The organism is Erwinia sp. JUb26 (genome assembly GCF_003751505.1).
Classification (GTDB): Bacteria; Pseudomonadota; Gammaproteobacteria; order Enterobacterales; family Enterobacteriaceae; genus Erwinia.
Map to the genome: position 1 here is coordinate 1056644 of NZ_RJVB01000001.1, position 13048 is coordinate 1069691.

The window sequence follows — 13048 nt, forward strand, 5'->3', positions numbered from 1 at the left end:
GCTCAGTCGTTATGGTTAGTAACAATGCAGCTTGTATGCCAACTTCGCGCATCCGCGTAAAATCAGCCGCTTAGCGTATTCTTTGTCCGCTTGCCGCGCTTTACTGCACCGCAACGGCACGCGTTGCACATCACAATGGCACACCAACAGTGCAGCTACTCCTTTAGTATTAGCTGCCCTTTTTACCCAATACCGCCGACATGGCGAGCATCGCTTCGGCCACGTCCGACAGTTTACGGTTCTGGTTCATCGCCATATCGCGCAGGATTTTATGCGCCTGCGGTTCGGTCATGCCGTGATGCTGCATCAGCAGCCCTTTGGCGCGTTCCACTAGCTTGCGCTCGGCGAGGGTGGCGCGTAATCCGGCCAGCTCGGTATCCATCGCCTGCAGCTGGCGGGACTGTTGTTCCACCAGCTCCAGCACCGACCGGCTGAGCTGCGGCGGGATCAGCGCCGAATAGTGCGGCTCGTGCGGCGGGATCTCGCCAATGTCCTGCTGCTGCATCGCCAGCGACGCCTGCGCATCGCGAATCCTCTCACGGCAGCAGGCCATCAGCACGTCCTCCAGCAGATCCTCCACCCCTTTCATACCGTCGATACGTGCCGTGGTGACCTCAAACCAGCGCAGCGCGGTGTCGCCGCCGTTTTCCGCCGGTGTTGTGCGGGTACAGGCAATGCGCCGCAGGCGTTCGAACTCGCTGCTGTCGGCGGTCAGCTGCTGCTGCCACAGCGCCAGACAACGGGCATCGGCGAACTCGCTGAAGGTTTGAAAACAGCGCTCCTGGCCTTCAATCAGATCCAGTAGCTGCTGCTGTGTCGCCTCATCGAAACGCCGGGCGGCGAACCCCGCCGCGCCGAGTGCACGCTCCTGCCCCGCCAGCTCTTTACTCTGCATAAAGCTGAACATGGCGAGCAAAGCCCGCGATATGGGCGGGTCGCCGGAGATATCCGCCGCTTCAAATACCAGCGCCAGATGCGTGCGTATTGCGTCGCTGTACTGCCGCATGGCCTCCGGCTGGCCGATCGTCTGCGCCTGAACCTGGCGACGGAGCAGCGGCAGCGTGCTGAGGCTGTGCAGGACGGCGGCAATGCGGCTGAACAGGCGCGGCGCGTTAGCCATGCTCTGCCCGGTCAGGTCCAGTGCCTGCAGGCGCTCGTCCACCGCCCGTTCAGCCAGCTGTACCTGCAGCGCCCGTTCGCTGAGCCGTTCGGCCCAGAGTTCGCCGTGGGAGCACAGAAAGATATTGGCCGTGCCGCGTTCGCGTTGCAGGACGTGGATCAGCTGGCTGACCGCGCCGACCAGTCTGCCCATTTCCAGCAGCTGTTGCAGGCAGGCGATTTCACTTTTTTTGGAGGCGAGGACGAAGCTGAGTGCAGAAAGTGGCATAGGCGGGCCTGATTGGTCATGGTGATTCAGGTGATTAAGCAAGAAGCGTGCCGGGGAAAGATGACGTGGGTTTCCTGGAATGCTGGTTAGGCTGCTCGATAGACACTCGGTGTGTCAGCCGACTGGTTGCAGCCCCGCTCGGGCGGTCCTCACGCCGCTGCGCAGTACCCTCACTACGTTCGTCAGCCTGCCGGACCGCCAGAGACGGGCCTTCCATGGCCCGGCTCTGACTTTCACCCGCGTCCATCCGGGTGAATCCTGCCTTCCTCGCTCCGTTCAGCGCTGCGGATTGCCCGATCGGGGCTACTACCAGACTGCTTTTGAGTCAGGAGTTGTCTGTGGAGGAAACATGGTGCAATTCTTCGTTCTGTCTTACAGAAGTTCGGTGTTTTTGTGGGCATGTAGCTCAGTAGAAATTCTGTGTTTCAGCCGACGGGTTGTTCCCCCGCTCGGGCGGTCCTCACGCCGCTGCGCGGTGCCCTCACTGCGTTCATCAGCCGAACGGACCGCCAGAGACGGGCCTTCCATGGCCCGGCTCTGACTTTCACCCGCGTCCGTGCGGGTGAATCCTGGCTTCCTCGCTCCGTTCAGCGCTGCGGATTGCCCGCTCGGGGCTACAACCAGTCTGCTTTTTACTTAAGCGTTGTCTATAAGGAAAACCGGGTGTAGTTCTTCCTACTGCCTTACAGAAGTTCGGTGTTTTTGTGGGCGTGTAGCTCTATAGAAACGCAGTGTTTCAGCGGCCTGGCTGCTTTTAACAGCCAGTACAGTGCAATACAAGAGGGGCGGCCTCGGGGGCTGTCGGGTAATCCGCAGCGCCGAGGTGGAGGCATTACGCCAGGAGAAGGCAGCAGGGACGCTGCCATCAGGCCAGGTTTGAACAGGGACGTTCAATCCTGGCCGGTCCGGTCGGCGAAATGCCGGAATCGAGGGAACCGCATCGCGGCGCGAGGACCTCCCGCCAGCCACCGAGGCCACCCCAGTTCCACCATTCCTATCGCAACAAAAAAAACCACATTGGAGCGATATGGCACCAGTCGGGTGGATAAAATAACGATAGAGCTACACTTATCTCTATTTGCAACCTGACGGGAAACCTATTGTGCGCGTACTTATCGTGATAACGCTTCTGGCGCTGGCGGCCTGGTGGAGCCTTCCCTGGTTGAAATCTCATCTTCCTCCACAGTGGAACCCCTTCATTCCGCTTGAAGTGACCGACCCGCCGAGCTGGATAACCCGCTATAAATTGCAGCAGCTAGAAGACGATCCGCAAGCCTGTCTGGCGGTGTTGCAGCGCGCCAGTGCCCAGGGACTGGTCAGTTTTCGTGAAGCGCCACTGCCCAAAGGAGAATGCACTATCGCGCAACCCGTTCGCATCAGCAAATTTGGTCCAGTGTCACTGAGCAGTAGTTTTCTGGCGAGTTGCCCCATGGCCGTCGCCAGCACGATGTATGTCACACGCAGTCATCAATTATTGCAACAGGCGGAGGTAGCTAGCCCGCTGCGGCGTATTGAACATGTTGGCAGCTTCGCCTGTCGCAATATTTATCATCGTCAGCAGGGACGGCGCAGCGAACATGCCACCGCAGATGCCTGGGATATTACCGCTTTTCAACTGGCTGACGGGCGCTGGTTGCGGGTAGCGAAAAACTGGCAAGAGCCTGCCAGCGAGTCAGCAGCACTGCATATTCTCTGGCGTAATGGCTGTGCCAGCTTTGGTAATGCGCTGGGGCCTGACTATAACGCGGCTCACGCTTCACATTTTCATCTTGGCATGCGCGGTAGCGGATTTTGTCGCTGACGTGTACGGGCCGGTCCGTCAGCGAAATGATGGAACCGAGAGCCCCCTTCCCGCCATTTCCATCGCGACAAAACAAGGCAAAAAAAAGCCGCCATCGTCCATCGATAGCGGCTAAATGGCCTCAAAAAGACCTTATTTCACACACACTCAAATCAGACTGTTACCTCTGACTCTTCCAACTCGGCTAACTGCTCGCGCCACTGCGCCTGCTCCGGCTGGCCTTCCTTGCGCTCGCCGTACAGCTGCGCAATCTGCGTACCGTCGGCAGCGTACAGCTCCAGACTGGTCACCACGCCGTCAACCGTTGGCTTACGGGTGATCCAGCTCTCCGCAATCTCGCTGTCGCGAAGATGCAGCGTAAACTCTGGATTGAAAATATTCAGCCAGCCGCGCATCGGCTCAACGCGCGCCAGCGGGCCGGTAAAGATCTGCACCGCGCCACGGTTCGCCACAAACACCATGATCGAATTCCCGTCCTGCTGCACGCGGTTGAGCAGTGCTTCAACGGCCTGATTGTCCACCCGGCGGGCCAGATCGTCGCTGACGCTGTTAAACGCCTGCTGACGGGAAAGACGATGCCGGTGCAGGATCATATAAAACTGATGCACGTCGGTCATTCCGCGCCACTCATCTTCCAGCCGCACGCTGTCCACTTCCGTGGCGAACGCCTGCTTTTGTGCGGCAACAACTTCCAGCTCTGGATTCTCTTCGCGGGCATACTGCGCAATCAGCTGCTGCCACGCGGCCATATCGCTGTTTTCGGTGGTATAGACTTTGTGGATAGCATCACCCTGCGAATCGAAGAACTGCAGGCTGTGGCGCACGCCGCGTGAAGAGGATTCTTCCAGCACGAACGCGCTGTGCCACTGCTTGAGGAACAGGCGTAAATCAATGCCGCCGGGATTGAGGATCAGGCCCGCGTGGCCATCCAGCTGCTGATTGACGTAGTGGCCTACCTGCTCGTGCACCGCCCAGTCGTTACGCGTAATCGCCTTCAGTTCACCGACCGACGCCAGCGCGCCGAGCAGAGCTTTTGGCTCATCGGCCAGACGGCGGGCATCGTGGCCCACGCGCGCGGCGGCGAGCTGTGCTTCGCTGGTTTCCAGCATCGCCGCCAGATCGCGGGCATAAAGCTGAGGGTGGTCCGCACGGGCGGTAACATAGCGTGAATAAAGCGACTGCGACATGGTGAGGTTCCTTACAGAATCGGGCATTTGCGCGCAGTATGATCGCCGCCCGCTCAGGGCCACAAGTAAAAACAGGCAACCTGAAAAGAACTTAATAATCCACACCGGGGGCACGAGCAGGCGAGTATCGGCCTCATCCCGCTACAGCTAAGGATCGATGGCGGATTTCCCCCGGCGATGACCCGCCCCAGCATTAAATTTTATTAAGGCACGCCATGCCGCCGAGCATTAGTGCAGAACGAAGCAAAGAGGCCATGTTTACCGACATCCCCTACCCAAACCTAAAGCAGACTGGCTGTTCCCTTGGTGGGGCAATCCGCAGCGCTTTAAATAGCCTGGGAGCAAGGAGTTAACTGCACAATGTGAGGAAAAATCAGAGCCGGGCCATGTACAAATCTGTAGTGGGTAGTTTGGTTTTTTTATCGCTTTATCGCTTTATCGCGATGAGAACGGTGAAAAAGGGGCGGCCTCGGTGGCTGGCGGGAGGTCCTCGCGCCGCGTGGCGGTTCCCTCGATTCCGGCATTTCGCCGACCGGACCGGCCAGGATTGAACGTCCCTGTTCAAACCCGGCCTGACGGCAGCGTCCCTGCTGCCTTCTCCTGGCGTAATGCCTCCACCTCGGCGCTGCGGATTACCCGCCAGCCACCGAGGCCGCCCCTCTTTTCTTGCATTGTGCGGGCTGTTAGAAGCCGCCAGTCAGTGGAAACACTGAATTTCTGTTAAGCGGCCAACAAACGATAAACTTCTGCAATTGCTCTGAATACCAGCAAAAAACAGCCAAAATGAATATAACTCCGAAGAAATAAACCGGAGCCAAAGGCAAACAGACAGCCCCAACGTTCTAATCCTGCGCCAACGCGGCATAAAGCACGAAAGCCATGTTTCCTCTACAAACAACTCCTGAGTCAAAAGCAGACTGGTTGTTCCCCCGAGCGGGCAATCCGCAGCGCTGAACGAAGCGAGGAAGCCAGGATTCACCCGCTGGACACGGGTGAAAGTCAGAGCCGGGCCATGGACGGCCCGTCTCTGGCGGTCCGGCAGGCTGACGAACGCAGTGAGGGCACCGCGCAGCGGCGCGAGGACCGCCCGACCGGGGGAGCAACCAGTCAGCTGATACACCGTGCTATCAGGAAAGTCCGCCTCTGGCGGTCCTGCAGGCTGACGAACGCAGTGAGGGCACCGTGCAGCGGCGCGAGGACGTCCGAACGGGGGAACAGCCAGTCAGCTGAAACACTGAGCTTCAGTGGAACACTGAGTCTGTTGAAACACGATCCCACCAACCAATCGATTGTAATCAAAAAATAAATATCGTATAACAACCGCCTCCGAGGGGTGTCCTGTAACGGGCTGAGATGGCAGCAATGCCGAACCCTTTGAACCTGATCTGGGTCATGCCAGCGAAGGGACGGGTTGGCAAACACTGATCGGTATTTGCCTCTTCACACCGCCGCCGCACCCCGGATCTCCACCACGATTTTGGAGATCTTATGCCTGCTTCAATGTTCGAATTCGGTCTGTTTGGTCGCCTGCGCCAGAACGCGGGACAGCACTGGGAACACTACGTTGCCCACCCGTTCCTGCAACAGCTTGGGGCCGGGACGCTGCCGGAAGCCGCCTTCCGCCGCTACCTGACCCAGGACTATCTGTTCCTCGTCCACTTCGCCCGCGCCTACGCCCTACTGGTCACCAAATTCCACACCCTGCCGGAAATCCGCGCCGCTGCCGGATCGCTGAATAACATCGTCGCCGAACTGCCGCTGCACGTCGGCTACTGCGCCGGCTGGGGGCTGAACGAAGAACAGATGGCGCGCGAGCCGGAAGCCACCGAAACCATCAACTACACCCGCTACGTGCTGGACATCGGCCACTCTGGCGATGCGCTGGAACTGCTGGCCGCCCTGCTGCCCTGCGTGGCGGGCTATGCGGAAGTTGGCCTGCGCCTGCTGGCCGATCCGGCCACGGTGATGGCGGATAATCCCTACGCCTCATGGATGCAGAACTACAGCGACCAGGGCTATCTGGACGGCGTGAAAGCGGCAATTGAGCTGCTCGACCGCGTGGGCCAGCAGCGCGGTGCCGACGCCCGCTTTGAGCGGCTGAGCGAAATCTTTACCACCGCCACCCGGCTGGAGGGCGCCTTCTGGCAGATGGGCCTGAACGCCGTCGAAAAACCGGTAAACGCGTGGTGAACGGCGTGGATACCCGCCCCGGCATCGAAATCCGCGACCTGACCCTGCGCTTCGGCAGCCGGGTGATCTTCGAGCGGCTGAACTTCAGCATTGAGGGCGGCACCTTCGTCGCCATGCTCGGGGCCAGCGGCGCGGGTAAAACCAGCCTGCTGAAGATTATCGCCGGGCTGGCGCAGGCCACCTCCGGCACGGTCACGGCCAGCGACGGCCTGCCGGTGCCGGGGCGCATTGCCTATATGGGCCAGCGGGATCTGCTCTATCCATGGCTGACGGTGCGGGAAAACATCACCCTCGGGCCTCGCCTGCGCGGGGAAAAAGCCGACGGTGCCTGGGCGGAACATCTGCTGGCGCGCGTTGGGCTGAGCGGCCACGGCGACGATCGCCCCGCCGCGCTCTCCGGCGGCATGCGCCAGCGGGCGGCGATTGCCCGCACGCTGTACGAGCGCCAGCCGATTGTGCTGATGGATGAACCGTTTTCGGCGCTGGATGCCATTACCCGCGCCACCATTCAGACTCTCGCCGCCGAGCTGCTGGCCGATCATACCGTGCTGCTGATCACCCACGATCCAATGGAGGCCTGCCGCCTCAGCCACCGGCTGCTGGTGCTGTCTCCGCATCCGGCGGGTATTGATGACAGTCATCATATCGGCGGCCTGCCGCCGCGCGCGCCGGATGATGCCGACCTGTTGAAAAGCCAGGCCGAACTGCTGCAACAGCTGGTGAGGGCGGCAGAATGAGCCATCAACAGGACGACCGCCTGGCAAAATGGGGGCGCGGGCTGACGGTGTTTATCGGCCTGGTGCTGCTGTGGTGGCTGGCAACGCTGAGCGATATTCCGGCGTTTCTGCTGCCGACGCCCGCCGCCGTGGCGCAGGCGCTGTGGGAGGGGCGAGGTTTTCTGGCGTACCACTCGCTGGTCACCGCTTCCGAAGTGGTCAGCGGCCTGCTGCTGGGCGTGCTGCTCGGCGCACTGCTGGCGCTGAGCATGGTGTTTTCCCCGCGCCTGCAGCGCTGGCTGATGCCGCTGGTGCTGACCAGCCAGGCAATCCCGGTGTTTGCCCTCGCGCCGCTGCTGGTGCTGTGGTTCGGCTTCGGCATGAGCGCCAAGGTGGCGATGGCGGTGCTGGTGATCTTCTTCCCGGTCACCTCGGCCTTCTTCGACGGCCTGCGCCGGGTGAATAACGATTATCTCGACCTGGCGCGCACAATGGGAGCTTCGCCGTGGGCGCTGCTGCGGCACGTGCGGCTGATGGCGGCGCTGCCCGCCTTCGGCACCGGGCTGCGCATGGCGGCAGCCGTGGCGCCCATCGGCGCAATTATCGGTGAATGGGTCGGCTCGGCCGAAGGGCTGGGCTACCTGATGCTCAACGCCAATGCGCGGATGCAGACAGACCAACTGTTTGCCGCGCTGTTTATTTTAATTCTGATGACGGTGCTGCTCTGGGTTGCCGTCGATAGCCTGCTGCGCCGCCTGATTAACTGGGCGGCGGAATAACCACCTGCAAACGACATAACAAGGAATAACAGCAAAATGAAAAAGAACCTCTGCGCCCTGCTGCTGGGTACGGCCATCGTGGGCCACGCCGCCGCTGCGGAAAACGTCACGCTGATGCTGGACTGGTACGTTAACCCGGACCACGCGCCGATTATCGTTGCCGAGCAGATTGGCGCGTTTAAAGCAGAAGGGCTGGACGTAAAGATCGTGCCGCCGTCCGATCCTTCTCTGCCGCCGCGCCTGGTGGCCGCGAAGAAAGCCGATCTCGCCATTACGTATCAGCCGCAGCTGCACTTCTTCGCCGATCAGGGATTACCGCTGGTGCGCGTCGGCACGCTGGTGAATACGCCGCTGAATACGGTGATGACGCTGGATAAAAATATTCAGTCGCCTGCCGATCTGAAAGGCAAAAAGGTCGGCTTCTCGGTGACCGGCATTGAAGAAGCCACGCTGGGCACCATGCTCAAGCACGAGGGTATTTCCTCTGCCGATATCACCCCGGTTAACGTCAACTTCCAGCTGACCGGCGCGCTGCTGGCGGGCCAGGTGGACGCGGTGATCGGCGGCTATCGCAATATCGAGGCACTGGAGCTGCAGATTCAGGGTAAGGATCCCAAGGTGTTTAAGGTGGAAGATTACGGCGTTCCGGCCTATGACGAGCTGGTGATCGTCGCGAACCGCGATGACGTCAACAAGCCGAAAATTGCCAAATTCCTCGCCGCGCTGAAAAAGGGTAATGACTATCTTCAGGCGCACCCGCAGGAAACCTGGAAGGCCTTTGCCAGCAGCCACCCGGAGCTGAACACCGAGCTGAACCGCCAGGCGTGGCAGAAATCGCTGCCGCTGTTCGCCCGTGATCCGGCACATCTGGACACCGCGCGTTATCAGGCCTACGAACAGTTCCTGTTTGATAATAAGCTGATCAAGAAAATCACCCCGGTGGCAGACTACGCGGTGGAGATTAAATAATCCGCTGCTGAATGCGAATCATGTCTCGATATAGATAATGATAAGCATTATCATATAATTCACTTATCGCATTGCAGAGGTGGATTGTATGGATCGGACAGCGGAAACGCTCACCGCCGACTGTTGCATCGTCGGCGGTGGTCCTGCCGGTTTGATGCTCGGCTATTTGCTGGCACGGGCTGGCGTGCAGGTTGTGGTTCTGGAAAAGCACGCCGACTTTTTACGCGATTTTCGCGGCGACACCATTCATCCCTCAACGCTACAGATCATGCATCACCTCGGACTGCTGGAGGATTTGCTGAAGCTGCCCCACCAGCGCGCTGAAAAATTGCAGGCCGAGGTCGGCGGCGAAGAGGTGACGCTGGCGAACTTCACCCGCCTGCCGGTGAAGTGCAAATTTATCGCCTTTATGCCGCAGTGGGACTTCCTGAACTTTCTGGCCGAACGTGCCACTGCGCTCCCCGGTTTCACCCTTTTGCAATCCTGCGCCTTCGACGATCTGATCACTGCCGATGGCCGGGTATGCGGTGTGCGCGCTATCGCCGACGGCCAGCCGCGTGAAATTCGTGCCCGGCTGGTGGTCGGCTGCGACGGCCGCCATTCGAAGGTGCGGGAAAAAGCGCAGCTGAGCGGGCAATCGTTCGGCGCGCCGCGCGACGTGGTTTGGTTCCGTCTGGATAAGCGCGAAGACGATCCGCAGTGGGGCATGGGCCATAAGGGGCCGAAGCAGAATTTTATTATGATCGATCGCGGCAGCTTCTGGCAGTGCGGCTATTCCATCACCAAGGGGCAGTTTGGCGAGCTGGAAGCCGCAGGTATTGACGCCTTTAAGCAGCAGGTCGCCACCGTTTCGCCTTTCCCCGCCGACCGGCTGGCAGAGCTGGACCGCTGGGACCGGCTGCGGCTGCTGGAGATCCGCATCGACCGGCTCGACAGCTGGGCAAAAGAGGGGCTGCTGTGCATCGGCGATGCGGCGCACGCCATGTCGCCGATTGGCGGCGTGGGGGTGAATCTGGCGATCCAGGACGCGGTGGCTACCGCCAATCTGCTGACTCGTCCGCTGCTAAATGGCGAGGTCAGCCTGCGCCAGCTGAATAAGGTGCAGCGCCGCCGCCAGTTCCCCACCTGCGCCACCCAGTTTATTCAGATTAAAATGAGCGGCAAAAAACGCGAGCCGGGCCAGACCAGCCCGATACCGCGCATCGTGAAGCGCTACCGCTTCCTGCCCTACGTTTTCGGCTGGATGATCGGTCTGGGCTTCCGCCGCGAGACGCCGCGCCGAGTCGGGAAGGCCTGACCGAATTACCCGGCTAGAAGCTGTACTCCAGCTTCAGGCTGGCGTCGTTGCGGTTGTAGGAGTAGATCCAGTCGGCGTTGCTTTTCACCCGGTTGTGGCGCAGCGTCAGGCTGGGAACAAATCCGGCCAGCTCCCAGCGCGGCGCGCGCAGGACCAGGGTGTAATTCTGCTCCTGGTCGCGGCGGCGCACTTCAATCAGCGGGTTGTACAGCTCATAGTCACGCTGGCGGTATGAGGCGGAAAGCGTGCCGTCAAACCCGGCATCAAAGCGCAGCGAGGCCCCCAGCCGCACACCCTTCTGCTGATATTCCGCCGTCGGATCTTCCGCGTGGCTGTTGACGAAATCCAGCCCGCCAAACACCGTCCAGCCCGGCGTCAGCTCGCGGTACCAGGTGCCGTAGAGCGACTGCTGCGCACCGTCGAAGTTGCGGGCATAGTCGGCGCGGCGATACTGCATATCCTTATAGTCCGCCTCCAGCTTCACCAGCGAGGCGGGCGACAGCATATAGCTCCACTCGCCGTGAACCCCGGGCGCGCCGTACATCGCATCGTTGCCCCACTCGTAATATTCAAACGACGGGGCCAGCATCAGCTGCTGGCGGGCATCGCGATAGCTGTAGCCGCCCTGTAACGTCACGGTGGTTTCGTTAAATTCACCGTGGTTGCGATACTGCGTGCCGTACAGCAGCGAGCGCAGATACACGCCGTGATGCCCTTTTATCGCCAGCCGGCGCTGAATGCTGAAGTCAAAATCGGTGCCGGTGGCTTTTAACGCCTCCGGCAGCGCGCGCTCGTAGTAGCAAAAACCGGTGCTGTCGCTAATCAGACAGGTGCGGCTGGCGGAGGTGCGGTTGACGTTGTCGCTCCAGCTGGGGCCGAAGGAGAATGCGCCGTTCCAGTCGCTGCGTTTTTCCAGCGCCTGCTGGTAGGCACCAATGGTTTTGCGCACGCCGGCGGTTTGCGGATCGCGGGCGTCGATAATCGCCAGCGCATCGGCAAAGGCCTCTTTCGCTTCACGCTCCTGCGCATCGTCAAACAGCGTTCTCGCCAGCTCCAGCCTGCCGAGGATAAAGTCCGGCTGCTGCGCCAGCAGTTTGCGAAACTCGGTAATGGCGGTGTCGTTATCGCCCACTACCCGCGCCAGCATTCCGCGGGCATAGTGTTCCAGCAGCGGGTCGCGATCCGGCAGGGTCAGGTACTCCTGCAGGAAACGATTGGCCGCTTGCCACTGCTGATGCTGGAGTGAAAGATAGAGCGCCTGCCCCAGCGCGCTGGCGGTGTGCTCCACCTGGTAGGTCTGGCCGTCAATAGTCAGCGTGGGCCGCTGGCCAGTGGCCGTTTCGTCTTTCAGTATTTCACGCTCGCGTTCGGCCCCCTGGCGCTCAATGCTCATTTCAAGCATGCGCCGCGTATCTTCACGCTCCTGCGCCACCGCCGTGACGGTAACGGAGGCCATCAGCAGCGCAATCAGGCTGAGTGCGGCGCGGCGCGGTGTAAAGTAGCGGGCAACGGGTAACTGAACGGTCGGCATAGATCATGATCCCTGAGGCAAACGGTGCCGCTCGGAACGTGCAGAGCGGACGCAAAAAAGAGCAAAGACCAGCGGCCTTTGCTCCCGGGAAGGCAGTGAATCAGGCCATCAGCGTCGTTCCCGCTGAGGGTGTGATCCCTGCATATAAGGTGGTGAGATTCGCCACCGGATTAGTTCTTGGTACCGCCGAATGCGGTATCTTTGTTACGATCGGCAAACTTAACGATACCGGCCACTGCGCTGGCACCGGTGCCGAAGAATTTACCGTCCAGCGTACCGCCGGTGCCGGAAGCACTCAGCACGCCTACGCTGGTTGCTGCCAGACGCACATCAGTACCCACGGTGCTGATGGTACCGCCGGTGAAGTTGATGTCACCGGAAGAGCTGGCCACTTTGGTATTAAAGTTGGCGGTCAGCGTACTGGTTGGCAGCGTGCCGCTGTACTGATTGATGGACTTAATGGTGTAGCTAACCGGTGCAGCCGTTGGCAGCGTGGTGGCTACGTCACCGTTTTCACCCGCGTAGAACACCGTGTGGGTACCGGCCGTTTTGGTGCCCACGGCGCCTGAAGTGGCTTCGCCATCCCATTCGCCGAACCAGACATCCTGAGTGCCGACTTTGGCAAATGACCAGACGCCCAGTTTAGTGTGATCCGGGCCAGGACCCGCAGGACCCGGTGCACCATCCGCCACCATTTCGCGACCGCTGAAGTGGAATGCCCCACTCGCATCCTGATAGGTCGGTGAAGCAAAGTGAGTGAAGGTAGCTTTGGCACCATACAGCTGACCATCAACACCGGCGGCAGGAGTCGGTACAGCTGCAGTTGTCTGACCAACGCGAATCCCACCCGTTTCCGTGTAGCTCTGGTTAGTGACGACTACGGCCTGAGCAGCACCGGCTGCGCCAAACAGAGCAAGAGCAAGTACTGATTTCTTCATAATCTGATTCATTTCATTTTTCCTGAAAAGCATAAGTTAAAAGTGGAAATACATTGAATGAAAACACAAATGATTATCATTACATCATATAGGTACAATCCTCCCTGACGGCGGGAGGATTTACTGCTTACTCGTACTGCTTACTTCGGGTACTGCTTTACTCCCTCACACTCCCTGTGTTCGGGCACAACGACTGACAGCTGGCAGGCATCCCTTCCACCAGCAAAACAGCTAACTGACAACCTCAACGTCC

The 13048-nt window shown here is 60.0% G+C and carries 10 protein-coding genes and 1 riboswitch; of the genes, 6 read left to right on the plus strand and 4 right to left on the minus strand.

Annotation, left to right across the window (positions count from 1 at the left end):
• Positions 1-169: 169 nt before the first annotated feature.
• A complete protein-coding gene (locus EC836_RS04990) occupies positions 170-1387 on the minus strand; it encodes a nitrate regulatory protein (protein ID WP_123330650.1) in 1218 nt (405 codons plus the stop codon).
• A gap of 1102 nt (positions 1388-2489) precedes the next feature.
• Here EC836_RS04990 and EC836_RS05000 point away from each other — a divergent pair.
• A complete protein-coding gene (locus EC836_RS05000; protein ID WP_123330654.1) occupies positions 2490-3188 on the plus strand; it encodes an extensin family protein in 699 nt (232 codons plus the stop codon).
• Positions 3189-3340: 152 nt separating this feature from the next.
• Here the strand turns inward: EC836_RS05000 and EC836_RS05005 are convergent, their stop codons facing one another.
• A complete protein-coding gene (locus tag EC836_RS05005; RefSeq protein WP_123330656.1) occupies positions 3341-4375 on the minus strand; it encodes a hemin-degrading factor in 1035 nt (344 codons plus the stop codon).
• Between the two features lie 1319 nt (positions 4376-5694).
• A riboswitch (TPP riboswitch) is annotated at positions 5695-5799 on the plus strand.
• Positions 5800-5863: 64 nt separating this feature from the next.
• On the opposite strand from EC836_RS05005, the gene tenA reads away from it, so the two are divergent.
• The 5 genes from tenA to EC836_RS05030 all read left to right on the plus strand — a co-directional run bounded on the left by tenA (position 5864) and on the right by EC836_RS05030 (position 10326).
• Positions 5864-6565, plus strand: coding sequence for a thiaminase II (gene tenA, locus EC836_RS05010; RefSeq protein WP_123330658.1), 702 nt, complete (start codon positions 5864-5866; stop codon positions 6563-6565).
• A 5-nt stretch (positions 6566-6570) separates the two neighbouring features.
• Positions 6571-7302 carry an ABC transporter ATP-binding protein gene (locus EC836_RS05015; protein WP_370346682.1) on the plus strand — a complete coding sequence of 244 codons (732 nt, stop codon included), beginning with the start codon at positions 6571-6573 and terminating at the stop codon, positions 7300-7302.
• Positions 7299-8060 carry an ABC transporter permease gene (locus tag EC836_RS05020; protein WP_123330660.1) on the plus strand — a complete coding sequence of 254 codons (762 nt, stop codon included), beginning with the start codon at positions 7299-7301 and terminating at the stop codon, positions 8058-8060. The genes EC836_RS05015 and EC836_RS05020 overlap by 4 nt, the downstream gene beginning before the upstream one ends.
• Positions 8061-8096: 36 nt before the next feature.
• Positions 8097-9029 (plus strand): ABC transporter substrate-binding protein, encoded by a 933-nt coding sequence (locus EC836_RS05025; RefSeq protein WP_123330662.1) that lies wholly within the window; start codon positions 8097-8099, stop codon positions 9027-9029.
• Positions 9030-9117: 88 nt separating this feature from the next.
• On the plus strand, positions 9118-10326 hold the full coding sequence (locus EC836_RS05030; RefSeq protein WP_123330664.1) for an FAD-dependent oxidoreductase: 1209 nt from the start codon (positions 9118-9120) through the stop codon (positions 10324-10326).
• Positions 10327-10339: 13 nt separating this feature from the next.
• Here the strand turns inward: EC836_RS05030 and EC836_RS05035 are convergent, their stop codons facing one another.
• A complete protein-coding gene (locus EC836_RS05035) occupies positions 10340-11857 on the minus strand; it encodes a surface lipoprotein assembly modifier (RefSeq protein ID WP_199735012.1) in 1518 nt (505 codons plus the stop codon).
• A gap of 170 nt (positions 11858-12027) precedes the next feature.
• Positions 12028-12807 carry a Slam-dependent surface lipoprotein gene (locus EC836_RS05040; RefSeq protein WP_123330666.1) on the minus strand — a complete coding sequence of 260 codons (780 nt, stop codon included), beginning with the start codon at positions 12805-12807 and terminating at the stop codon, positions 12028-12030.
• Between the last annotated feature and the right edge of the window lie 241 nt (positions 12808-13048).